The 21643-nt window shown below is 64.9% G+C and carries 22 protein-coding genes and 1 tRNA gene; 17 read left to right on the top strand and 6 right to left on the bottom strand.

The window, feature by feature from the left end:
- The first annotated feature begins 15 nt into the window (after window positions 1-15).
- The 3 genes from glxR (at window position 16) to CGLY_RS02755 (ending at window position 2534) form a co-directional block, all read left to right on the top strand.
- Entirely contained in the window at window positions 16-699 is a 684-nt protein-coding gene (glxR, locus tag CGLY_RS02765) for a CRP-like cAMP-activated global transcriptional regulator GlxR (RefSeq protein ID WP_038545985.1), read from the top strand.
- Between the two features lie 285 nt (window positions 700-984).
- The gene (locus tag CGLY_RS02760; protein WP_038545982.1) at window positions 985-1623 is read left to right on the top strand and encodes a TetR/AcrR family transcriptional regulator; all 639 of its coding nucleotides are present in this window, start codon (window positions 985-987) and stop codon (window positions 1621-1623) included.
- Window positions 1620-2534: a DMT family transporter gene (locus tag CGLY_RS02755; RefSeq protein ID WP_038545979.1), complete on the top strand. Its 915-nt coding sequence runs from the start codon at window positions 1620-1622 to the stop codon at window positions 2532-2534. The genes CGLY_RS02760 and CGLY_RS02755 overlap by 4 nt, the downstream gene beginning before the upstream one ends.
- A gap of 13 nt (window positions 2535-2547) precedes the next feature.
- On the opposite strand, the gene CGLY_RS02750 is transcribed toward CGLY_RS02755, so the two are convergent.
- The 4 genes from CGLY_RS02750 to CGLY_RS02740 all read right to left on the bottom strand — a co-directional run bounded on the left by CGLY_RS02750 (window position 2548) and on the right by CGLY_RS02740 (window position 4555).
- Window positions 2548-3372, bottom strand: a complete 825-nt coding sequence (locus tag CGLY_RS02750; RefSeq protein ID WP_038545976.1) for an MBL fold metallo-hydrolase — start codon at window positions 3370-3372, stop codon at window positions 2548-2550.
- Between the two features lie 66 nt (window positions 3373-3438).
- Complete coding sequence (locus CGLY_RS02745; protein WP_038545973.1) at window positions 3439-3915, bottom strand: RidA family protein; 477 nt, start codon at window positions 3913-3915, stop codon at window positions 3439-3441.
- 3 nt (window positions 3916-3918) lie between these two features.
- Window positions 3919-4071, bottom strand: coding sequence for a DUF4177 domain-containing protein (locus CGLY_RS17345; RefSeq protein ID WP_075814027.1), 153 nt, complete (start codon window positions 4069-4071; stop codon window positions 3919-3921).
- 70 nt (window positions 4072-4141) lie between these two features.
- Window positions 4142-4555 carry a WhiB family transcriptional regulator gene (locus tag CGLY_RS02740; RefSeq protein ID WP_038545970.1) on the bottom strand — a complete coding sequence of 138 codons (414 nt, stop codon included), beginning with the start codon at window positions 4553-4555 and terminating at the stop codon, window positions 4142-4144.
- A 530-nt stretch (window positions 4556-5085) separates the two neighbouring features.
- Here CGLY_RS02740 and CGLY_RS02735 point away from each other — a divergent pair.
- The 8 genes from CGLY_RS02735 (at window position 5086) to CGLY_RS02700 (ending at window position 12605) form a co-directional block, all read left to right on the top strand.
- Window positions 5086-7269, top strand: coding sequence for a transglycosylase domain-containing protein (locus tag CGLY_RS02735; RefSeq protein ID WP_320406899.1), 2184 nt, complete (start codon window positions 5086-5088; stop codon window positions 7267-7269).
- Window positions 7270-7382: 113 nt separating this feature from the next.
- Window positions 7383-8297 (top strand): metallophosphoesterase, encoded by a 915-nt coding sequence (locus CGLY_RS02730; RefSeq protein ID WP_052539547.1) that lies wholly within the window; start codon window positions 7383-7385, stop codon window positions 8295-8297.
- A 106-nt stretch (window positions 8298-8403) separates the two neighbouring features.
- Window positions 8404-8477 (top strand) — tRNA-Pro (locus CGLY_RS02725).
- Between the two features lie 136 nt (window positions 8478-8613).
- The gene (locus CGLY_RS02720) at window positions 8614-9696 is read left to right on the top strand and encodes an acyl-CoA dehydrogenase family protein (protein ID WP_052539546.1); all 1083 of its coding nucleotides are present in this window, start codon (window positions 8614-8616) and stop codon (window positions 9694-9696) included.
- Window positions 9696-11063: a bifunctional PIG-L family deacetylase/class I SAM-dependent methyltransferase gene (locus tag CGLY_RS02715; protein WP_158407365.1), complete on the top strand. Its 1368-nt coding sequence runs from the start codon at window positions 9696-9698 to the stop codon at window positions 11061-11063. Before CGLY_RS02720 ends, CGLY_RS02715 begins: the two co-directional genes overlap by 1 nt.
- Window positions 11060-11830: a glycosyltransferase gene (locus CGLY_RS02710; RefSeq protein ID WP_052539542.1), complete on the top strand. Its 771-nt coding sequence runs from the start codon at window positions 11060-11062 to the stop codon at window positions 11828-11830. The genes CGLY_RS02715 and CGLY_RS02710 overlap by 4 nt, the downstream gene beginning before the upstream one ends.
- Before the next feature lie 220 nt (window positions 11831-12050).
- Window positions 12051-12248: a CsbD family protein gene (locus tag CGLY_RS02705; RefSeq protein WP_038545967.1), complete on the top strand. Its 198-nt coding sequence runs from the start codon at window positions 12051-12053 to the stop codon at window positions 12246-12248.
- 57 nt (window positions 12249-12305) lie between these two features.
- Window positions 12306-12605: a GlsB/YeaQ/YmgE family stress response membrane protein gene (locus tag CGLY_RS02700; RefSeq protein WP_052539540.1), complete on the top strand. Its 300-nt coding sequence runs from the start codon at window positions 12306-12308 to the stop codon at window positions 12603-12605.
- An 88-nt stretch (window positions 12606-12693) separates the two neighbouring features.
- Here the strand turns inward: CGLY_RS02700 and CGLY_RS02695 are convergent, their stop codons facing one another.
- Window positions 12694-13392, bottom strand: coding sequence for a response regulator transcription factor (locus CGLY_RS02695; protein WP_038545965.1), 699 nt, complete (start codon window positions 13390-13392; stop codon window positions 12694-12696).
- A 73-nt stretch (window positions 13393-13465) separates the two neighbouring features.
- On the bottom strand, window positions 13466-14323 hold the full coding sequence (locus CGLY_RS02690) for an aldo/keto reductase (RefSeq protein ID WP_052539537.1): 858 nt from the start codon (window positions 14321-14323) through the stop codon (window positions 13466-13468).
- Window positions 14324-14501: 178 nt separating this feature from the next.
- On the opposite strand from CGLY_RS02690, the gene CGLY_RS02685 reads away from it, so the two are divergent.
- Genes CGLY_RS02685 through CGLY_RS02660 form a run of 6 tightly spaced genes read left to right on the top strand, consistent with a single transcriptional unit; the run spans window position 14502 to window position 21579 of the window.
- The gene (locus CGLY_RS02685; RefSeq protein WP_052539535.1) at window positions 14502-17648 is read left to right on the top strand and encodes a DUF4040 family protein; all 3147 of its coding nucleotides are present in this window, start codon (window positions 14502-14504) and stop codon (window positions 17646-17648) included.
- Complete coding sequence (locus tag CGLY_RS02680) at window positions 17645-18073, top strand: sodium:proton antiporter (RefSeq protein WP_038545959.1); 429 nt, start codon at window positions 17645-17647, stop codon at window positions 18071-18073. Before CGLY_RS02685 ends, CGLY_RS02680 begins: the two co-directional genes overlap by 4 nt.
- The gene (locus CGLY_RS02675; RefSeq protein ID WP_052539534.1) at window positions 18073-19734 is read left to right on the top strand and encodes a monovalent cation/H+ antiporter subunit D family protein; all 1662 of its coding nucleotides are present in this window, start codon (window positions 18073-18075) and stop codon (window positions 19732-19734) included. The genes CGLY_RS02680 and CGLY_RS02675 overlap by 1 nt, the downstream gene beginning before the upstream one ends.
- Window positions 19734-20873 carry a Na+/H+ antiporter subunit E gene (locus tag CGLY_RS16625; RefSeq protein WP_081803745.1) on the top strand — a complete coding sequence of 380 codons (1140 nt, stop codon included), beginning with the start codon at window positions 19734-19736 and terminating at the stop codon, window positions 20871-20873. The genes CGLY_RS02675 and CGLY_RS16625 overlap by 1 nt, the downstream gene beginning before the upstream one ends.
- Window positions 20870-21148, top strand: coding sequence for a monovalent cation/H+ antiporter complex subunit F (locus tag CGLY_RS02665; RefSeq protein WP_038545955.1), 279 nt, complete (start codon window positions 20870-20872; stop codon window positions 21146-21148). Before CGLY_RS16625 ends, CGLY_RS02665 begins: the two co-directional genes overlap by 4 nt.
- An 8-nt stretch (window positions 21149-21156) precedes the next feature.
- Window positions 21157-21579 (top strand): Na+/H+ antiporter subunit G, encoded by a 423-nt coding sequence (locus tag CGLY_RS02660; RefSeq protein ID WP_038545952.1) that lies wholly within the window; start codon window positions 21157-21159, stop codon window positions 21577-21579.
- The last annotated feature ends 64 nt before the right edge of the window (window positions 21580-21643 follow it).

Below are 21643 nucleotides of genomic sequence, written 5' to 3'. Positions count from 1 at the left end.
GGAGTCAGACGAGTAATGGGTGAAGTACCTGAGATCCTGTCTCGCGCCGGAATTTTCCAGGGTGTCGAGGCCACCGCGGTCAACGCACTCATCGAGCAGTTGGAGTCGGTGACGTTCCCACGAGGCACCACCATCTTTGACGAGGGTGAACCGGGCGACCGGCTCTACATCATCATCAGCGGCAAGGTGAAGCTGGCCCGGCACGCGCCGGACGGTCGCGAGAACCTGCTGACGATCATGGGGCCGTCCGACATGTTCGGCGAGCTGTCCATCTTCGATCCGGGGCCCCGCACCTCCGCAGCCGTGTGTGTCACCGAGATGACCGCCGCCACCATGGACTCCCAGATGCTGCATGACTGGATCTCGGACCATCCCGAGATCTCTGAACAGCTGCTCCGGGTGCTGGCCCGTCGCCTGCGCCGTACGAACAACACGCTGGCCGACCTGATCTTCACCGACGTTCCGGGCCGTGTGGCCAAGGCACTGCTGCAGTTGGCGAACCGGTTCGGCGTCCAGGAGGGTGGTGCACTGCGCGTCCACCACGACCTGACCCAGGAAGAGATCGCGCAGCTCGTCGGCGCATCGCGCGAGACGGTCAACAAGGCACTGGCGGAGTTCGCTCACCGTGGCTGGATCCGCCTGGAGGGCAAGTCGGTGTTGATCTCCGACACCGAACGGCTGGCCAAGCGCGCCCGCTGACCCCGACTTCACGGCAACTCTCGTCTCAGCGTGAGTTACCGTCCCGTTTTCCCGGCCCGGCCACACCGGCACCCGGGAAGGCGGAACGGTAACTCACGCTTTTTGCCGTCCCCGGGCTACCGGATCCTTGTGAATCAGGTGCCAGGATCTGTCGCCACAGCGCCGTGGAGCCGACCGATCCTGGCACCTGAATGACATTGCCGTACCTCCGGGTCTCAACTCTCCGGAAAAGTAGGTAGACTGATCTGGCTACTTAACTGTCCGCGGACGACGAAGGAGACGACAGTGCCCGAGACCCGACGCCGCCCTGCCCGCGAGCGTATCCTCGCCGCTGCCACGGAACTGTTCTATGAACAAGGGATTGCCGCCACAGGCATCGACACCATCGTCGATCACGCCGGTGTCGCCCGCAAGAGCCTGTACAACAACTTCTCGTCGAAGGACGAGCTCATCGCGGCTTTCATCGAGCAACGACACCACCAGTGGCTCGGCCTCTATGACACCCGTCTCCGGCACGCTGGGCCCGCACCGACGGACCGGGTCCTCGCCGTGTTCGACGCCTACACCGACCACGCCGAGGCCGACGGGCAGCGCTTCCGCGGCTGTGGCCTCCTCAACAGTGCCGCCGAGTTCCCGGCCGGCTCGCCGCCCCGTGCCCAGGTGAGCAGACACAAGAAGGAGATCGAAGACCTCCTGCTGGCGGCACTGAAACCGGGTCCCCTGGCCGAGGACACCGGGGACACCGAAGACACCGAAGACACCGAAGACGCAGCCCGCGCGACCGCCGGCCACCTGTCCTTCCTGTTGGAGGGCGCCATGACACGCTCGGGACTGGACGGTACGACAGAGCACCTGCACCATGCGCGTGACCTCGCCGAGGAGATCGTCCGGCGGGCAACATCCGGCTCCCCCTGCACCGCATGAGCCCCTCCCGCTTTCCCGCACTCCTGGCCGTCACCGTCACCGCCGTACTCTGGGGCACGACAGGCACCGCTGCCAGTCTCGCCGAGGATGTCGGTCCGTTGGCAATCGGGGCCGTGTCCCTCGGCGTCGGCGGCCTACTGCAGGCACTGATCGCGGCCCCTGATCTGTGGAGCACCCGCACACTGCTCAAGGAGCACAGGGGCCTGGTCGTGCTGGGCGGGCTCGCCGTGTTCACGTACCCGCTGGCGTTCTACAGTTCGATGCACCTGGCCGGGGTGGCGGTCGGGACGGTGATTTCCCTGGCCTCGGCACCCCTGGCCGCCGGAGTCGTCGAGAAGTTCACCGGAGGAGCGTCACTGGGCCCCTGGTGGAGCAGTGCCGCCGGGCTCGGGATCACCGGCGCCGTTCTGATCAGTGCGGCATCCGGCAGCGATGACACCACCGCCGACGGATCAGCGGCCCTCGCCGGCATCGCGCTCGGCCTGCTGGCCGGGGTGTCCTATGCACTGTATGCCTGGGTGGCATTCCGCCTCATGCTCGCCGGGACGGGACGGGCAGCAGCGATGGGATCGGTCTTCGGGGTCGGCGGAGCCCTGCTGGTACCTGTGCTGCTGGTGACCGGTACGCCTCTCCTGAACTCCGCGACGACGCTGGGTGTGGCCGCCTATATCTCGCTGGTCCCCATGTTCCTGGGATACGTGTTATTCGGTTACGGACTCACCCGTCTCTCCCCGAGCACGGCGACCACGGTGACGCTGCTCGAGCCAGCCGTCGCCGCCCTCCTGGCGGTGCTCGTCGTCGGAGAGCGGCTCGCGCCGTTGGGCTGGATCGGCCTCGTACTGATAGGCCTGGTGCTGCTGATCCTTGCGGTCTCCCCGGACCGGTCACACTCCTCGACGGAGAGCCGTTGAAACCGACACCCACCTACAGCTTGCCGAGATGCCGTAAGGCGACACGGGTGGACTGCTTGGCCGAGTCACGCAGCACCGGATCGACGTCAGTGTAGATCTCGTCAACGATCTGTCCGACGGTCGCGTCCTCGCCCAGTGTCGCCACAGCCGCGGCGACCTGCCGCAGCCGGTGCTCACGACGCTGAAGGTACTTGACCGCCAACTGGGCGGTGTCATCGCGGTCGGGACCGTGCCCTGGCAGCATCCGTACTCCTGATCCCCGCCGTGCGAGCAGTCTCAGTGACTCCAGATAGTCCCCCAGGTCGCCGGTGGTCTCCGAGATCATGGTCGTGTGTCGACCGGCGATCGTGTCGCCGGTGAGGATCCCCTCGAGGTCCTCTCTGGATGTTCCGCCGTCGGTGTGCACGGCGAAGCAGACCGAATCGTCGGTGTGACCCGGCGTGGCAAGTACGTCGATACTCGGGGTCAAGCCGTCACACCGGATGATTTCGCCGTCGACGAGGGGGTCCCCGGCGATGCAGTAGCGTTTGTCGACGGCACGCACAGGGGCTCCGACGAGTTGTCGCAGGCGACCCGCCCCGTCGGCATGGTCGGGATGATGGTGTGTCAGGAGGATCAGCGCCACTTCTGCGCCGTCCTCGGTGGCTTTCCTCCGGAGGACATTGAGGTGACCTTCATCGTGAGGACCCGGATCGACGATGACGCTCGCCGTGTCACCCGGAGCCCGGATGACCCACGAGTTGGTGCCCTCGAGGGCCTGGTAGCTGGGGTTGTCACACAGAACCACTCCAACAGAGGGGGTGACGGGACGCAACTGGCTGTACGCGGGGTGCTCCATGTCACCGATCCTACTGTGGGGAACGCCAATCGACAGGCCCGGCGGGGGTGGTCCCCGGGCGGGGAGCTACGCCACGCGGACGATCAGCTCAACCTCGACGGGGCTTCCCAACGGCAGTTCAGCGACACCGACGGCGCTGCGGGCATGCGCACCAGCCTCGCCGAAAATCTCGCCGAGCAGGTCGGAGGCACCGTTGACGACCGCAGGCTGCCCACCGAAGCCCGGCGCGGAGGCCACGAAGCCGACGACTTTGACGATCTGGCGGACATTGTCGATCCCGACGAGGTCATCGATCGCCGCCAGTGCGTTGAGGGTGGCGGTGCGGGCGTAGGACGTGGCGTCCGCCGGGGTCACGGCAGCACCCTCGCCGACAGCCCCGGTGGCGGGCAGCGCACCGTCGGTGAACGGCAGTTGGCCCGAGGTGAAGACCAGGTCACCGGCCTGGACCGCAGGCACGTAGGCGGCGACCGGTGCCGCGACGGGGGGAAGCGTGATCGCCAGCTCGGTGAGGCGGGCGGAGACCTTGCCTGTATCGCCGGCCATCTACTACTTCTCCCGCTTCAGGTAGGCGACGTGCTGCTCGCCGGTGGGTCCGGGGAGGACGGACACGAGTTCCCAGCCGTCTTCACCCCAGTTGTCGAGGATCTGCTTGGTCGCGTGGGTCAGGAGCGGAACGGTGGCGTATTCCCATTGAGTCATGCCGACGAGTATACAAACGCTCCGGCCGCGCGGAACAGGGCCGGAGCGGGAGCAGCAGGACCAGGCGGAATCAGCTCTGGGATGCCTCAAGCTGGCCGGCGAAGAAGTCCGCCCAGCTCTCCACGTCGGGATGCTTGCGCAGCAGGGCACGGCGCTGACGCTCGGTCATACCTCCCCACACACCGAACTCGACGTCATTGTCGAGGGCGTCCGCACGGCACTGGAGAACCACCGGGCAGTGGCGGCAGATAGCCACCGCCTTCCGCTGAGCCGCACCACGGACGAACAGCTCTTCGGGGTCAATGTTGCGGCAGTGCGCCTGGGTGATCCATTCACCCCGGTTGTTGAAGGACTCGCGGGTGGTCACCTGACCCGCCGTTCGGTGCAGGACGCCCTGGCTACCGCTACGAACCTCGGGGGTTGCAGCTGCGTCTGTACAGGTGGCGCCGGTGGTGCTGTCAGGGTGTCGGAGTGATGCGGTCATGATGTCCTTCCGCTGTGGTTAGTGGCCGGGGATTGACGATCCCCGGCTCCGGAGATCGAGACCCCGGAAGTGATCATCAGCAAACTGGATGTAAGTGTATTCACACAGATTTAGAAGTGTCGAATCGCACATGCTCCGAGAAAGTGTGTGGCACATCACCGGGCGGCGTCCCGAGCGTACGGCGGACGGCTTCCGCCCACCGGGGCACCTCGACACGTACCGATGCGAGATTTCCCCGTCCTGCAGCACATCAGACGGGTTCCCGTGGCCCAATGGAGCGAACATCCCAGAAAATGTGCTGGTCATCACATGAAGAAGCCCGTGGGCCGAGAAGCTGTGATGTCCGTCACCGATAGGCGATTCCGCCACCGGAATCCATCGGCGCTGTTATCGGGCACGCACCATGGCCGCGAATGACCCCGTCCTCATGCCGGCGACATCCCCGGCCCGGCGCCACCCCCGAAAACTCCCCCTGTCGGTGATCTCGGCGGGGACTCCCCCTCACCGGCGGCATCCGATACCCTTTGCGTGTGACATACCTCAGGAACGCGGCCACACTCATTCTCGCCATCGTCATGATCGGCGTGCTGACCGCTTTCGCCGCCATACCGTTGGTCGGGGGTGCAGGCTTCGCCGTCAACGCCGGGTCCGACACTGTGGACAGCGACCTGGCCGACATCGACGACAATGAGTCGCTTCCCGAGGTCAGCACCATCACGGACCGCGACGGGAATACCCTCGCCACCCTCTACGACCAGCGTCGGTACTCGGTCGGTGAGGACGAGATCGCTGACAGCATGAAACAGGCCATCGTCGCGATCGAGGACCGGCGGTTCTATGAACACGACGGTGTCGACGTGCGGGGCACCCTGCGGGCGCTGGCCGCGAACTTCTCCAGCGGCGGTGTGGAACAGGGCGCCTCCACCATCGACCAGCAGTACATCAAGAATTACCTGCTGCTCATCGATGCCGCGAACGACGAGGAACGCGCCGCGGCGACCGAGACCTCGGCCACCCGCAAGCTGCGGGAGATGAAGATGGCCACCGACCTCGAGAAGCGGTACTCGAAGGACGAGATCCTCACCCGCTATCTCAACCTCATCTCCTTCGGTAACGGTGCCTACGGCATCGAGGCTGCCGCCCGCACCTACTTCTCCACCACCGCATCCGACCTCACCGTCCCGCAGTCCGCCCTACTGGCCGGCATGGTGCAGTCCACCAGCGCCCACGACCCGTGGACGAACCCGGAGAGCGCCACAACACGGCGGAACGACGTTCTCAACGCCATGGCGTCGACCGGCGCGCTCAGCCCCGCAGAGCGCGACCGCTTCGTCAACGAGCCCCTCGGAGTGAACGAGAACCCCGTCGGTCAAGCCAACGGCTGCATCGGGGCCGACAACGCCGGTTTCTTCTGCGACTACGTCCTCTCCTATCTCGAGGATCACGACCTGGACACCGATGAGCTCGCCCGGGGCGGGTACACGGTGCGCACCACCCTGGATCCTGCCGCGCAGGACGCCGCGGTGAACTCGGTACGCTCCCAGGCCGACGCCTCCACCCCCGGAGTGTCATTGACCTCCAATTTCATTGCACCCACCGATGACGCCCACGAGGTCGTCGCGATGGCATCGTCCCGGACCTACGGGCTCGACGCCGACGTCAGTGAGACCGTCCTCCCGGTGACCCACACCTCCGAAGGCAACGGTGCAGGCAGCGTCTTCAAGATCTTCGCGGCTGCCGCGGCGATGGAGAACGGCATGGGCCTGGACACCACTCTCGACGTCCCGTCCCGCATCGAGGTGTCAGGCATGGGCAGCGGCGGTGCCGTCGGTTGTCCGGAGAACCGCTACTGCGTGGAGAACGCCGGCGACTTCAAACCCCGGATGAGCTTGCGGGAGGCACTGGCCACCAGCCCCAACACCCCGTTCGTGGCCATGGCGGAGAAACTCGGCACGGATCGGATGACTGATATCGCCGTGCAACTCGGCCTGCGGTCCTACGGTGCACCAGGGTCCTACGACGGAGAGAGTTCGGTGTCCGAGTTCATCAAGGACAGCAACCTGGGGTCTTTCGTTTTGGGCCCACTTGAGGTCAACCCGCTGGAGTTGGCGAATGTGTCCGCCAGCCTCGCCGACCACGGCCGGTGGTGCGAGCCGTCCCCCGTCCTGTCGGTCAAGGACCGCAGCGGGCAGGACGTGGTGCTGGACACCCCGCCCTGTGAACAGGCCCTCTCCCGCGGTGTCGCCGATGCCCTGGCCAACGGGATGGGCGGCGACGTGCGTAACGGTACGGCGTCCGGTGCTGCGGACGCATCAGGGTGGAGCGGCCCGATTTCCGCGAAGACCGGCACGACGGAGACCAGCCTCTCCGCCGGCTTCCTTGGTTTCACCCCGGGCCTGGCCGGTGCCACCTACGCCTTCAACGACGGTTCCCAGGCGTCCCCGCTGTGCACCTCTCCCCTGCGCCAGTGCGGAAGCGGCGATCTGTACGGCGGCAATGAACCGGCGCGGGCATTCTTCACCGCAGCGAACTCGATCATCGACAGCTACGGCGGCACCGGTCTGCCGCGGTACGACCGCAACTACGACCGGGGCAATCCCACCCGGTACCGCAATGCTGCGGACACGTCCGGTACCGCTGCGAGCGCCGGCAACTCAGCGACACAGCAGCGGACCACTACCGGCTGGAATATGACACTCGACGAGTTCGAGTAGGGGGTCGGGTACCCGCCGTTACACTGGGCAGGGTGAGTAACCGACGCAGCCCAGAACACCCGCCCGCTTCCCGCCGTCAGACCGTGCCCCGCGAGGAACGGAACCGGGGTGCGTTGTCCCGGATCGCTTCGAAGGCCCTCTCCTCTGTTGGCGCGTTGACCGCGGTCGGCGCTGCCACGGCGGCGGCGGCCTTTATCGAGACCCGTGCATTCGTCCTGCACGAGGTGACCGTGCCGGTGCTGGATCCCGGCACTCTGGACGACGGTCAGGACGCTTTCACGGTCCTGCACATCTCCGACCTGCATATGCTGGCCGGTCAGCGACTCAAGCAGAACTGGGTCGCCGGTCTCGATGCCCTGGAACCTGACCTCGTCGTCAATACCGGCGACAATCTGGGCGAAGAACAGGCCGTACCCGCCGTCCTGCGCGCCCTGGGCCCCCTGCTGCGGCGTCCGGGGGTGTTCATCTTCGGCAGTAACGACTACTACGCGCCCCACCCGGTTAATCCGTTCAATTATCTGCTGGGAAAGCGCAACAAACCCAGTGACGTCGACCTGCCGTGGCGGGGCATGCGTGCGGCCTTCGTCGAACACGGGTGGGAGGACGCCACCCATCGTCGCGTCGACTTCGCCACCGCCGGGGTGAAACTGGCGGTCGGTGGAGTGGATGACCCCCACCTCGACAGAGACGACTACGCGGCACTCGGCGGCGCCCCCAATCCGGAGGCCGATCTGGCCATAGGCCTGTCGCACTCCCCCGAGCCCCGTGTTCTCGACGAGTTCGCCGCGGACGGCTACCAGTTGATGATGTCGGGCCACACACACGGTGGCCAGCTCTGCCTCCCCGGAGGACGGGCGATCGTCACCAACTGCGGGATCGACCACTCACGGGTGTCGGGGCTCTCCCGCTGGTCCGAGCGGATGTGGTTACACGTGACCAACGGCCTGGGGACGTCGAAGTACGTCCCGTTCAGGACGTTCTGCCGCCCGTCGGCGACGGTACTCAGGATCGTGGAACGTTCCTCCTGACACCGGCGTGTACAGCTGTTTTGCCAGCAGGCCGGATGTCGGTCTATAGTGCTTATCTGTTGCGACACAGTGATTCCCGCGAGGGATGAGGTGTGCCGTTCCAGACCGGGGTATGGCGCAGCTTGGCAGCGCGCTTCGTTCGGGACGAAGAGGTCGTGGGTTCAAATCCCGCTACCCCGACAGCCAGAGGAACACCCTCCGACCTGCGCAGGCAGGACGGAGGGTGTTTTTCTCATCCACATGCCGCTGTAAGCTACACACGATCCCACCCTCAGGGGTGTGTCCTGCGCCTCAGCGTTCTCCTAGCGTTGGACGGATGACGCGTTTCACCCCGTACGGCGAACACCATGTCCTTCCGGTGTCGCTTCAGTCCAAGGTCCGTTGGGCACGGGGGGATGCACGCAAGGCCCTGGACCTGGCGCCCTCGATCCGGACAGCTCTCGGGCTGCAGTCGCCCGGTAACGCGCGGCGGCTGTGGCAGGGTCTGGCCGAACTCGGTGCCCTTGACCTGACGGTGGCACGGGCCGTGGAGCCACACCTCGATGCACTCGGGATCCTCGATCAGGCACGGGAATTCAATCCGGTGATCTTCGTCCCCGAACGATCAACCTGGGGTGTCTTTGCCGCGGAAGGCGGCGACGTGCCGCTGCGTGCCGAACGCGACCCGGAGGGCGGTTGGCGTCTCACAGGCCGAAAGCCGTGGTGTTCGCTGGCGGGGTCGCTGAGTCATGCTCTCGTCAGTGCCTGGACCTCGGACACCGGACGCACCCTTTTCGCTGTCCGTCTCGACGAGGATGGGGTGACTGTCGCCGATGCACCGTGGGTCTCTCGCGGTCTGCGCGACGTCGAGACAGTCACCCTGGACTTCGAGACGGTCCATGCCCATGACGTCGGCCCCGAAGAGTGGTACCTGACGCGTCCTGGATTCGCCCTCGGCGGCGTCGGCGTTGCCGCGGTGTGGTGGGGCGCCGCCACGGCTCTGGCCCAGACACTGCACATGCATCTGTCGCACCGGGCCGAGACTGCTGATTCGGGCACTCCCGGAGCGGGAGTCGACCAGATCAGTCTGTGGCACCTGGGCCGCTGCGACTCCGTGCTGTCCGCTGCCGGTGCCGTTCTCGACCAGGTCGCCGCGCAGGCTGACCGGGAAGACGACGGCCGCGGTCCCGAATGGGCTGAAGTGCTCCGCGTCCGCGGGATCGTCCACGACGCGTGCGAGATGACCCTCACCAGCGTTCTGCACGCCCTCGGACCCGCACCGCTGACCGGTGACGACGACTACGCACGCCGTGTCGCAGATCTCCAGGTCTACCTGCGTCAGCACAAACCCGAGAAGGATCTCGCCACCGTGGGCTCCCACACCCTCGACGGCCTTCCCACGGTCTGGGGTGGGCGATGATGACGATGGCGTCTTTCGACCACCGTGACCGCGGCACTGACGAATCTGCGTGGCAGGCGGCGAACGTGGTCGCCTGCGGGCCCCCGGATCCGCTGGAGCTGATGGAGTTCAGCCGACTCGTGGTGTTGGCGGCACACCCGGACGATGAAACCCTCATGTGCGGTGGTCTCATCGCGATGGCCGCCACGCAGGGCATGTCCGTCAACGTCGTCGTCGCCACCGACGGGGAAGCCTCCCATCCCGGCTCTCCCACGCACTCTCCGGAGGACCTCGCACCCCTTCGTCGCTGTGAATGCACCTCGGCGGTGACACGCCTCGCTCCACAGGCACACCTGCGTTTCCTGGGCCTGCCGGACGGAAAGACCGCACAGAACACCGACTCGATGACAGCGGCCGTCGTCGAGGCCGTCGGCGACGGCTCCGGTTGCCTGCTCATCTCGACGTGGCGCGGTGACCGTCATCCGGACCACCATGCAGCCGCACTCGCCGCATCCACGGCAGCCTGGCGCACCGATGCCGTTCATCTGGAAGCACCGCTGTGGTTCTGGCATTGGGCGTCCCCGTCCGACCTTCCGATGCTCTCCCAGGACGGAGGACTGTTCTCGCTGAGACTGGATGAGCCGGCCAGGGCATCCAAGCAGGCCGCGATCACAACCCACGAGTCTCAGGTGCGACCGCTCGGACCGGAACCCGGCAATGAGGCGCTCCTGAACCACGGGGTACTTTTACACTTCTCCCGCGTGACCGAGACGTTCATCCGGACGATTTCTGGCGCAGACTCCTCTCTCGACGATCTGCACCGACAGTCCCGCGACCCCTGGTCCACCCGGAACAGCTGGTACGAGGCTCGCAAACGGGCACTCACCGTGGCTGCGCTGCCGCACCGTCACACCGGGACGATTCTCGAGATCGGATGCTCTGTCGGCACCCTCGCCGCTGAGCTCGCCGACCACTGCGACCGGGTCATCGCTGCCGACGACAGTCCGGCCGCCCTTGCCGAGGCCCGCCGCACCATCCAGGATCCGCGGGTGGACTTTCGGCAGTGCCGGGTACCGGAGCAGTGGCCGTCCGATCCGGGCTCCACCGACGGTGAGCTGCACCCCGACCTGGTGGTGCTCTCGGAAACAGGGTACTTCCTCAGCCCGGGACGGATGCGGGTCCTCGCACGCAGAATCCGGGATTCAGGCGCGCCGGTCGTCCTCGCCTGCCACTGGCGGCATCCGGTCGTCGGCTGGCCGCTGGATGCCACGGCCGTCCATACCGTCCTCGCCGAGACCCTCGACCTGCCGGAGTCGCTACGGATCACGGACCGGAACGTCGAGATCGTCATGTGGTCTCACCCATCCTACAGGGGTGACGGCCGGTGACGTACGCAGCGGAGACCTCCTGTGCTGTGGCGGCGATGTCCGTCATCGTGCCGGTGCACAATGAAGCCGCCACCGTTGGTGCCGCCGTCCACGCAATCGCGGACGCGGCACGGCAGGTGGATCTCCCGGTCTCGTTGACCGTGGTCTTCGACCGGTGCACAGACTCCAGCGAGAAGCAGGTGGAGGACGTACGGGGCTGCTGCGCCGACCTGGAAATCCGGACCCTGTCCGGCTACTTCGCCCACATCGGTGCGGTGCGCAACGCCGGCGTGGCAGATGCCACGACCTGGGGCGCGTCCACCGGTATCGCGCTTGAACGCCACTGGACGGCGCACACGGACGCTGACTCCCTGGTCCCGCCCCAGTGGCTCTCGTGCCAGCGCGATGATGCAGATGCCGGTCACGACCTGGTCATCGGGACGGTGACCCCTGATGAATCTCCTGATTCGGAGACCGTCCGGTTGTGGTCGGCCCGGCACACCCTGGGTGAGAACCATGTCGCCGTGCACGGTGCGAATCTCGGTGTGCGACTCGACAGGCTGCTCGCCGTCGGAGGGTTCGCGGGGCTGCCGGTGGGAGAGGATGTGGCGACGGTACGCCTGCTCAAGGACCTCGGCGTCCCGTGGACGGCGACGGACCGCGGTCGTGTTCTCACGTCCGCCCGCCGGACGAGCCGGGTATCAGGCGGCTTCGCCGACTATCTGCGCGAGATGGACATCCAGGAGCCCCGGACGGAACCAACCGGAGAACCCACGGTCGAGACCTAGGCAAGGAGAACCCAGAATTATCGTCTAGTTATTTCCATGCATCACCCGCCACAGTCGACCCGTTTTATCGAAATTCGGATCGGCAGTTTCCGTATGTGTCAACGCACTTTGATCAGCACCAATGGAAAATATTTCTTTCCTTCCATTTCCCACAACGCCGTGTTATTCACGTACACTCGGGCACTGACATAGTTTTCGACGATCGAAAGGAGAAACCCTCATGGGACTCGACGACAAGATCAAGAACAAGGCAGAGGACGCCACCGGGAAAGCCAAGGAAGCTGCTGGTGAAGCCACTGACAACGATCGCCTCAAGGGCGACGGAAAGACCGATCAGGCAAAATCCAGCGTTAAGGACGCTGCCGAGAATGCCAAGGACAAGGTTTCCGAGGGAATCAATAAGGTCACCGGAAATTAGGGCATCGCGGACATCCGTCCGTGGGCACCATCTGACGCTTCATGAACGGAGAATGACATGGAATCCACCACGCTAATCCTCGCGGCAGACTCAGCACCGGCGCTGAGCTTCATCGGCTGGATCATCGTCGGCGGTCTCGCCGGCTGGATCGGCTCGAAGATCATGGGCACCGACGCGTCCATGGGGATCATCCTCAACATCGTCGTCGGTGTCATCGGCGGCTTCCTCGGAGGCTGGCTGCTGACACTGTTCGGCGTAGACGTCGCCGGCGGCGGCATCATATTCAGCTTCATCACCTGCCTGGTCGGCGCGGTGATCCTGCTGGGGATCGTCGGCCTCCTCACCCGCAAAAGGTAGCTGCAGATCCACCTGCTGCGCAGTAGAAGAACCCCGCTCCCGCGGACACCGTATGCGTCCGGGGAGCGGGGTTCCGCTGTCTCTGAGCCTACTGCGCGATCTTTTCCCTTCTCGGCGGAACCATACCGTGCTCCATCCCCCATCGCACGGCCTGCGATCGACGTTCCACGCCCATCTTCCGGTAGGCGGAACGGATACACGACTTCAGTGAGTTGATGGTGATGTAGCTACGGGTGGCGATCTCCGCATTCGTAAGGCCTCGCGTGATCAGCGCGACGATCTCCGCTTCCCTGGCGGTCAGCCCTTCGGCCTGGCCGGGCCAGGTCCCCCGGGCGAGCGCCGGGTCCGCCGCCGTCGGGGGCACACCCACAGCTTCCGCAGGAGCGATGATCTCCGCGGTGTCGGAGACGAGCACCTCTCCCGCACCAATCGCCTCAAGGCATTCCACCAGCACACCGGCACCCATGGACTTGTCGATGTACCCCCTGCATCCCTTGTTCAGGGCAGTCTGGATCAGGTCCGCCTGCATGTTCCAGCTGTAGATCACCACGTGGCCCGCCTCCGGGTCGCGAAGGACCTCGTCGATCTCGCAGCCGTCGGCCTGAGTCAGCCCGAACGTGTCGTAGAGAGTCAGGTCCGCCGTACGGTGGCCGGTGGTGCCGACATCCGTCTCGACGATGCGGACCCTGTCCTGGTAGGGCGCAAGCATCGTCCTGAGCCCTGCGACGACGACCTCGTAGTCGTTGAGCAGCCGGAGCCGGTAGGGAGGCGAAAAAGGAGTAGTCACGTCACTGAGTCTACTGGGTCGACTGGTTCTACTGGTTGCCCTCTCCCTCGATGAGGGTCAGGCACTCACGAACTCAGAACTCCTCGTACGTTGCGGGATCCTGCCCCTTCAGGCGGCCGTCCGGATTGCCCAGCGAAGTAATGGACTCGATTTCATCCGCAGTGAGGTCCAGTTTCAGGGAATCCAGGTTCTCCTGCTGTCGTTTCCTGCTTGAAGCCTTCGGGATAGCGAGGGACCCGACCGCACGGTGCCAAGCCAGGACCACCTGGCCCGGGGTGGCGTCGTGCGACCGCGCAGCGTTGCGCACCGGCGCACTATCCAGGGCTGCGCCGCGTCCGAGGGGGCTCCAGCCTTCGGTGATGATGCCGCGCGACGTATTCCACTCCAACGCACCGACCTGAGGGAACGCAGGATGGAGCTCAATCTGGTTCACCTCCGGCAACTCACCGGTCTCTTTCTCCAGGATGTCCAGATGCTCGGGAAGAAAATTGCACACCCCGATGTGCTTGACCAGCCCACGTTCACGGGCCTCGATCAGCGCTTTCCACGCCTCGACGTAGTGGCCCTGTTTCGGATTGGGCCAGTGGATCAGATACAGGTCAATCGGGCCGATGCCCGAACGGTAGTAGGATTCCTCCACCGTGGCGAGGGCAGCGGACCTCTCGTGGTACCGACCGGGGAGCTTGCTGGTGTAGATGATCTCCTCACGGGACGCGTGCCCACGTTCAACTGCTGCGCGTATGCCCGCGCCCACGGTGCCTTCGTTCTCGTAGTTGTAGGCCGAGTCGATGAGCCGGTAGCCGAGTTCCACCGCTCCGGCGACCGCCTCGCTACCTTCGGTGCCCCGAAGTTTGTAGGTGCCGAAACCGAGTGCGGGAAGGTCCAGGGGCATTGCCGGTGACGTCGGTGTGGATGATGCTGTGTGCGACATCCTCCCGATGGTAACAACCTGCGCGGGCCGCCACTACTGCAAAGTCCCGCCGAAACCTGTGTGCGACACGCCTGATAAACTGGCTCCGTCGCATGAGGGTTACCGGGGTCCAGGCTGGATCCGCAGGAACCACGGGGCGGCTACCGAGTCAGAACAACTGTGAGGTGTTGATGAGACCGTGACCTTGATCGTCGTTCCTGTGGTGCTTGCCATAGCTCTCGCACTAACCCCGGTCCTGGTCAAAACTCTCGACCGTAACGCCGGTTGGCCATTGGCCGCGGTGTTCCTCGGGGTGGCCGCCTACGTCTTCTCCCACGCCGGAGGCATCATAGACGGGGAGGACGCGGTCTTCTCCGCCACATGGGTGGAAGGGATCGTCCCCGGAGCCAGTGGTGACGGGGCCAATCTCGATTTCGCCCTGCGTATGGATTCGCTGGGTATGTTCTTCACTCTGCTGGCCCTGTTGATCGGTGCAGCGGTCTTCGCCTACTCCGCGCGGTATCTTCACCGCGGGGAGCACATCATGAATTTCTACGTCCTGATGACCGGATTCATGCTCTCGGTGGTGCTCCTGTTCCTCGCCGATGACGTCTCCGTACTGTTCATCGGGTGGGAGCTCGTCTCCCTGGCCTCCTTCTTCCTCATCGCCCGTGCCGGGCACACCGGCGAACCCGGTGCCGTGCGGACACTCATCCTCACCTTTACCGGTGGTCTCAGCCTTCTGGTCGCCCTGGGGATCTCCGTCGTGGCGACAGGAACCACGAGCATCTCCGGGATCATCGCCAGCGATGTCTGGGGCGGAAACGCCTCCCTCACCACTATCGTCGCCGTCCTCGTGGCCCTCGCCGGATTCTCCAAAGCCGCACAACTGCCGTTCCACGTCTGGCTCCCCGAAGCCATGGCGGCAGCTACGCCAGTCTCCGCGTTCCTGCACGCCGCTGCCGTGGTCAAAGCCGGCATCTATCTTCTGCTCCGGTTCTCCGGGATCTTCTCGGACGTGCTGGTCTGGAACCTGATGCTGATCATCGCCGGCATGGCAACGGCGGTGATGGCCGCCGTCTTCGCCTACCAGCAGACCGACCTCAAACGCCTGACCGCCTACTCCACGGTGTCGCAGCTCGGCTGGATCGTCGCCACCATCGGCATCGGAACTCCCTACGCCCTCGCTGCCGCGGTCCTTCACACCGCCGCTCACGCGATGTTCAAGTCCTCACTGTTCATGGTCATCGGCGTCGTCGATCATCAGAACGGCTCCCGTGACATCCGCGAGCTCGGTTCGATCTGGCGCCGAATGCCCGCTACCTTCACCGCCGCAGCCATTGCCGCAGCAAGTATGGCGGGCATCCCACCGACCCTCGGTTTCGTGTCGAAGGAGGGCATGCTCGAGTCCTTCACCGAGTCTCCGCTGCTGCCATCCTGGGAGATCATCCTGCTCATCGCTGCCGGCGTCGGTGCCGTGGCAACCTTCATGTACTCCGCAAAGTACCTGATCGGGGCCTTCATCGATTCCGGATCCGCCGTGGACACCGCCGACGTCGTCCCGGTCAACGAGGTCAAGGAAGCTCCCGTCTCCTTCTGGCTCCCCGCCGCCATCCCCGGTGTCCTCTCCCTTCCTGTCGTCCTGTTCCTCACCACAATGGACTCCCCGCTGGACTCGGTCGTCGGTTCGATCGGTGCCGGCGAGTCTCATTCACACCTGGCGTTGTGGCACGGGTTCGGGATTCCGCTGTACATCACCATCGCGGTCATCATCCTCGGCGCCGTTCTCGTGGCCCTGCGCCACCGTGCCTACACGGACTGGATGGAGGATCACCGGCTGTTCCCCTTCACCGGCAACGAGCTCATTGCTTTCACCTTGCGCTTGGCCAGCAGGTGGGGGCGTCTCGTCAGCCGCCTGGGAACCACCCTGAGCCCGAACGGCCATCTGCTGTGGATCTTCGTCATGATCCTGGTCCTCACCGTCTCCGCGTTCTTCGGCCCCGGTGGGCTCGAGCAGCTCGGTGCCCTTCCGCCGCGTGTCGAGGGCATCGACAACCTCACTGACATCGCCGGACTGCTCATCATGTTCCTCGTCACCATGGCGATCATCTCCACACGTTCCAGGATGGGATCCGTCGTGCTGGTCGGTGTGGCCGGTGCGGGTGTCTCCTGGATCATGCTGACCCTCGGTGCCCCGGACGTGGCCATGACCAACCTCATGGTCGAGTTCATCGTGACCGTCTTCCTCATGCTGATCGTACGTCATCAGCCGCGGCTCTACCTCAAGGAAGGTGAAAACCGTACGAAGTTCGCCGTCACTCTGGCCGCGATCGTCGGTCTTGTGGTCTTCGTCGGGGTCTGGCTGCTCATCGGGCGCCACGAGCGTCCGGAACTCGCCATGTGGTACATCAGTGAGTCACCGGAGGTCTCCGGCGCGAACAACATCGTGGCAGCAATCCTGGTGGAGTTCCGTGCACTGGATACGCTCGGTGAACTTTCAGTTCTCGGAATGGCCGGTATCGTCATCGCCGCAATCGTCTCTTCGGTGCCGAAGTCCCCGGTGCCGGGATACGGCCCCGGTTCCACGGCAGAGCTCTTCCGCAAGGAGGGCTCCACGAAGTTCCCCGATGTCCACAAGGTTCCCGAGCTCGCCCCCTTCTACTCGAAGTACCTGCGCAGCACCCACCTCAACTCAATTCTGGGACGCCAGGTCATCTGGCCTTTCCTCGCTGTGCTCGTGGTCTACTCCGCGGTCACCCTCTACCGAGGCCACCAGGCACCCGGCGGCGGTTTCCTCGCTGCGCTGATGCTCGCCCTCGGGCTGGTGTTCTGGTACCTCGTCCAACCGAACGCCAAGCGCATCGGAGGAGCTGACCTCGGCTACCAGTTCGTCGGCGGAGGCATCATACTGGCGCTGGTCACGGGTCTCTTCGGCTTCTTCGAGGGCAGCTTCCTCGCCCCGATCCACTTCTACATCGGGTCCGAGCACTTCAGTTCCTCGCTCTTCTTCGACGGCGGTGTCTACCTCGCCGTGATCGGCATCGTCACCATCGTGCTCAACTCTCTGGGAGGTCGCGACCGTCCCGGGGCCGATGCCGGCAAGCCGTCCAAGGCCAGCCCGGTCGAGCCGTCGAAACCGATGGCAGAACGTCCCGAACTCCAGGCGATAGCGGGTTCAAAAGTCGCGGTCACCGCTGGCGGATCCGCCGTGCCGTTGAACCCCTCCGCTGTCGCCGAGGAGCAACGCAACAACAAGAAAAAGACGAAACGAGAACACCGGGACACTCACGGTGGCAACGACGGTAACGACGGCAACGACAAGGGAAAGGACGGTGACAACCGATGATCATCGCGGCAATCATCGCCCTCCTCGTCGCGGCGGGTGTCTACATGGTGATGCAGCGCGGCATGGTCCGTGTCATCATCGGCACGACGCTGATGAGTCACGGAGTCAATCTGCTTCTCCTCGCAGCGGGCATCGGTGCCTGGCGCTCGGACCCACTGGCTGACAAAACCCTGCCCGCAGAGGCTGCTGACCCCCTCCCCCAGGCTTTCGTCCTGACCGCCATCGTCATCTCCATGGCGACCACTGCCGTGTTGCTCGCCCTCGCCGCCCTCGGCCGCGACGACGACACCCGCTCCGGTGAGGACGTCCAGCGTGCCCGCCGTGAGTTCCGTGCCCTGGATACCGTGGGCCGGCGCTCGGCTCACCGCATCCACGAAGACTCAGCCCAGGCGCAGCGCCGCCGCGACCGAGAGGTGGACTACTGATGAACCCCGACACCGTCGGAACACTTCTCGCCCTGTTTGTCGTCGTCCCGCTGATGGCGTCCGGCATCGCCGCGATCCTTCCTTGGAGTCTTCCCCGCCGTACCCTCGGCCTCCTCGTCCCCGCGGCAGGTGTCGTCGGCGGCGTACTCCTGTTGACCCAGGTGTCCGGTGGCGGGGAGACCACCGTCGTCGCGGACAACATCGGCTCCTTTGTCGGCGGTGTCTCGATTCCTCTGGCCGCCGACACGCTCTCAGCGGTGATGATCGTGGCGACCTCCGTCGTCGCCGTCACCGCGAACTGGTTCGCCGAAGCGGTCGGCGAATCCCGGGCACGGTTCTACCCTGCGATGACGCTGATGCTCCTGTCCGGGGTCTGGGGTGCTTTCCTCACCGCTGACCTGTTCAACCTCTTCGTCTTCATCGAAGTCATGCTCATGCCGTCCTTCGGACTGTTGGCCATGACCGGCACCTGGGCCCGACTTGCCGCGGGACGGACGTTTGTCCTGGTCAACCTGGTCACCTCTCTCACCCTGCTGTCCGGTGTCGCCCTCGTCTACGCAGTCGTGGGCACCACGAACATGGCCGCCCTCGCGGGGGCAGCCGGGGAACGCGGTGCCGACGGTTTCGGCGAGGGTGTCTTCGGCACCCAGTGGCAGCTGTGGCTCGCACTTGGCATCGTCCTGATCGCACTGGCCGTCAAAGCCGGTGCCGCACCGGTGCACACCTGGCTTCCCCGGGCCTACGGATCCACCTCCCCGTCGGTGATGGCCCTGTTCTCCGGCCTGCACACCAAGGTCGGCGTCTACGCCATTCTGCGCGTCTACATGACCATCTTCGAAGGCGACCAGCGGTGGGCCCTGCCGATCCTGGTCTTTGCGGTCATCGGCATGATGATCGGTGGTTTCGCAGCTCTTGGTGAGACCACTCTGCGTGGTGTGATCTCCTACCAGATGGTCAACGGCATCCCCTTCATCCTCGTAGCCCTGGCCTTCCTCGGTGGCAGCGCCGAGCTGATGTTGTCCGCCGCGATCTTCTACATGCTCCACCACATGATCACCGCAGGAGCGATGATCATGGCCGCCGGCGCCGTCGAGGAAACCTACGGCACCGGCAGACTCCGACGGCTCTCCGGCCTGATGCGCCGGGACCCGATGATCTCCGTCGTCTTCGCCGCGGCCGCCATGTCGTTGATCGGGTTCCCCCCGTTCTCCGGCCTGTGGGGCAAGCTCATGCTTATCTTTGCCATGGTGCGCGATTCCGGGCCCATGGTCTGGGTCGGTGTCGGCGCAGTCATCCTGGCATCCATCGGCGCACTGCTGAGCATGCTGCATGTCTGGCGGAAGTGCTTCTGGGGAAAACCGATGGACAAGCAGGACATGGACCCCAGCCTCGCTGTCAGCGTGCGGCTCACCCTCCCGAGCGCGACGATGATGGTGATCAGCGTCGGCATGTTCCTCTTCATCGGAGTAATCACCCAGGTCACCGGGGATGCCGCCGCTTCCCTGACCGACACCACGGACTACGTCCACTCGGTGATCGGTGACCCGGATGAGGCGGTAGGCGTCGTGCTCCCGTCTGAGGAGTACGGACTGGCACACACGGATTCCGGATCAACCACCGCCGCACCGGACACGGCGGACGCCACGGAAGGAGCGCGGTGATGGGACTGAAGAACGTACTCCACCAGATCAGCCACGGGGCCTCATACTCGGTCTGGCTCGTGGGCCAGATCATCAAAGAGTCCACGATCATGGCCTACGACACCTTCACCACTGGTCGTCACATCGCTCCGGTGATGATCTACTATCCTCTGCGACTGACCCGGGAAAGGGACATCGCCGTGTTCATCGCCTCCATCACGATGACTCCGGGCACCCTCGCACTCGGCGTCACCGGCCCCAAAGAGGTCGATGAAGATGCTGCGGCAGGAAAGCGGAATCTCAACGACGCAAGTTCTGTGGCGACCTCGGAGTTCCGCACGCACGGGCTCACCAGGGTGCAACGCTTCCTCGCGGTCCACGCCATGTACGGTGCTGACCCGCAGGAGCTGCTGCACTCGCTGGCCGTGATGGAGGCGAAGATCTCCCCGTCCGTACGCAAGCGCAAGATCGAGTTCGACGTGGAACACCTTGTGGAGCGCGGTGTCCCCGGCCCCCGCGGCTACCGCGGCAACCGTGGTGGCCGTGCCAGCGAGGACGGGGTCTTCGACGTCGAAAAGGTCGACTCGACCCCGCATGCGGCCGCCTTCGTCGCAGCAATTATGCGGCAGGACGACAATCTCGACGAGAAGGATCTCGACAGCCTTTCCCGTGAGCAACGCGAGAAAATCGCCAAGACCAATGCCCGCAAAGCAGCGGAGGAGAAACGGCGCAAAATCGAGGAGGAGGAGAAGCGGCGCCGCCGGAAGCTGGCCGAAGAACTCAGTCCCCCCGACCTGGACCTCGATGACGAGGACGTCGATTCCGAGGATTCTGAGGAGGGCATCGACCCTGCCCGGGTCGCCCCGTCCCAGGACGGCGGCATCTCTGCCCTCTCTGAGTCGCAGGAGCCCGCGCCAACCACCGGCGGCACCAAGGCGTCCCGCAGCGGACGGCGCACCTCACCGATCGCCTCCCTTGTCAACGCACTCGAGGTCCGGTCACGTCTGCCACAGCCTGATCTGGACCTCAGTGGTCGCCGAGGGCTCCCCGGCACCCCGTTGTCCCGGTTGCGGGGCCGCCACGGGGCACCTCGCACCGACTCTGCGCCGGAAAAGACACCACCGGGCGAGAATGACAAGAGAGAGGATGAGTCGAAGTGACCCCCACACAATTCCTGTGGATCTTCGCCGGGATGGCCGCGGTGATCATCGCCGCTGCCATGGCGCTGGTTCTGTGGCGAGCAGTGTCTACCCGCAACGACGCCCGTCGTGCCGTTCTGGCCGATATGGTCTTCCTCACCATCATCGCCGGGTTCCTGGTGTACTGCCTGTTCTACAGTTCGTCCATCACCTATGATGTCGTGCTTCTCGCCGGTCTTGGCGGCGCGATCAGTACCATGGCCTTCGCCCGGATCATCACCCGCGGACGCAGGTAGGAGAAACGATGCTTACACAGACACAGTCCACCGTGCACCTGCTCGCAGGTGAGGGAAGCGTTGTGCAGGAAACCAGCGATATCGGGTGGATTCCCGCGATCATCGTCAGCATCCTGGCCGTCGTCGGCGCTCTCTATGTCCTCGTTTCCGCTGTGGCGATGTACCTCGCCCCTGATGCCCTGAGCCAGGTCAACATGCTCGGCCCTGCCCTCGGGATGGGCCTTCCATTGCTCGTCGCTGCCGACTTCGTGAACTCCTGGGCAACAGAAGGGTTCGTCGTCGGTTACCTCGTCAGGGGGATCGTCGCCATTCTCGCGCTGCTCGTGGTCCAGGCCGTAGGCTCCTACGTCATGGGACGTGCCCTGCACGCCACCCTGTGGGACCACACCGTGCCCTTGTCAGGTGGTGAACGGGCCAAAGAAACGAACTAGGACCGGCCCCGAACGAAGAAAGAACCCCCACAGCTGCGGGGGTTCTTCTCGTATACCCTGCCGT

Source organism: Corynebacterium glyciniphilum AJ 3170 (assembly GCF_000626675.1).
GTDB lineage: Bacteria > Actinomycetota > Actinomycetes > Mycobacteriales > Mycobacteriaceae > Corynebacterium > Corynebacterium glyciniphilum.
Note: the sequence above shows the minus strand (reverse complement) of the source record. Positions and strands in the feature narration are given on the sequence as shown.

Bases quoted from the DNA above. Each gene is read 5' to 3' on its own strand.
- CGLY_RS02705 (WP_038545967.1), top strand. From the start codon at position 12,051: ATGGGACTCGACGACAAGATCAAGAACAAGGCAGAGGACGCCACCGGG.
- CGLY_RS02680 (WP_038545959.1), top strand. From the start codon at position 17,645: ATGATCATCGCGGCAATCATCGCCCTCCTCGTCGCGGCGGGTGTCTAC.
- CGLY_RS02745 (WP_038545973.1), bottom strand. From the start codon at position 3,915: ATGGCCGGCGATACAGGCAAGGTCTCCGCCCGCCTCACCGAGCTGGCG.
- CGLY_RS02755 (WP_038545979.1), top strand. From the start codon at position 1,620: ATGAGCCCCTCCCGCTTTCCCGCACTCCTGGCCGTCACCGTCACCGCC.
- CGLY_RS02740 (WP_038545970.1), bottom strand. From the start codon at position 4,555: ATGACCGCATCACTCCGACACCCTGACAGCACCACCGGCGCCACCTGT.
- CGLY_RS02720 (WP_052539546.1), top strand. From the start codon at position 8,614: ATGACGCGTTTCACCCCGTACGGCGAACACCATGTCCTTCCGGTGTCG.
- glxR (WP_038545985.1), top strand. From the start codon at position 16: ATGGGTGAAGTACCTGAGATCCTGTCTCGCGCCGGAATTTTCCAGGGT.
- CGLY_RS02660 (WP_038545952.1), top strand. From the start codon at position 21,157: ATGCTTACACAGACACAGTCCACCGTGCACCTGCTCGCAGGTGAGGGA.
- CGLY_RS02750 (WP_038545976.1), bottom strand. From the start codon at position 3,372: ATGGAGCACCCCGCGTACAGCCAGTTGCGTCCCGTCACCCCCTCTGTT.
- CGLY_RS17345 (WP_075814027.1), bottom strand. From the start codon at position 4,071: ATGACTCAATGGGAATACGCCACCGTTCCGCTCCTGACCCACGCGACC.
- CGLY_RS02675 (WP_052539534.1), top strand. From the start codon at position 18,073: ATGAACCCCGACACCGTCGGAACACTTCTCGCCCTGTTTGTCGTCGTC.
- CGLY_RS02690 (WP_052539537.1), bottom strand. From the start codon at position 14,323: ATGTCGCACACAGCATCATCCACACCGACGTCACCGGCAATGCCCCTG.
- CGLY_RS16625 (WP_081803745.1), top strand. From the start codon at position 19,734: ATGGGACTGAAGAACGTACTCCACCAGATCAGCCACGGGGCCTCATAC.
- CGLY_RS02715 (WP_158407365.1), top strand. From the start codon at position 9,696: ATGACGATGGCGTCTTTCGACCACCGTGACCGCGGCACTGACGAATCT.
- CGLY_RS02700 (WP_052539540.1), top strand. From the start codon at position 12,306: ATGGAATCCACCACGCTAATCCTCGCGGCAGACTCAGCACCGGCGCTG.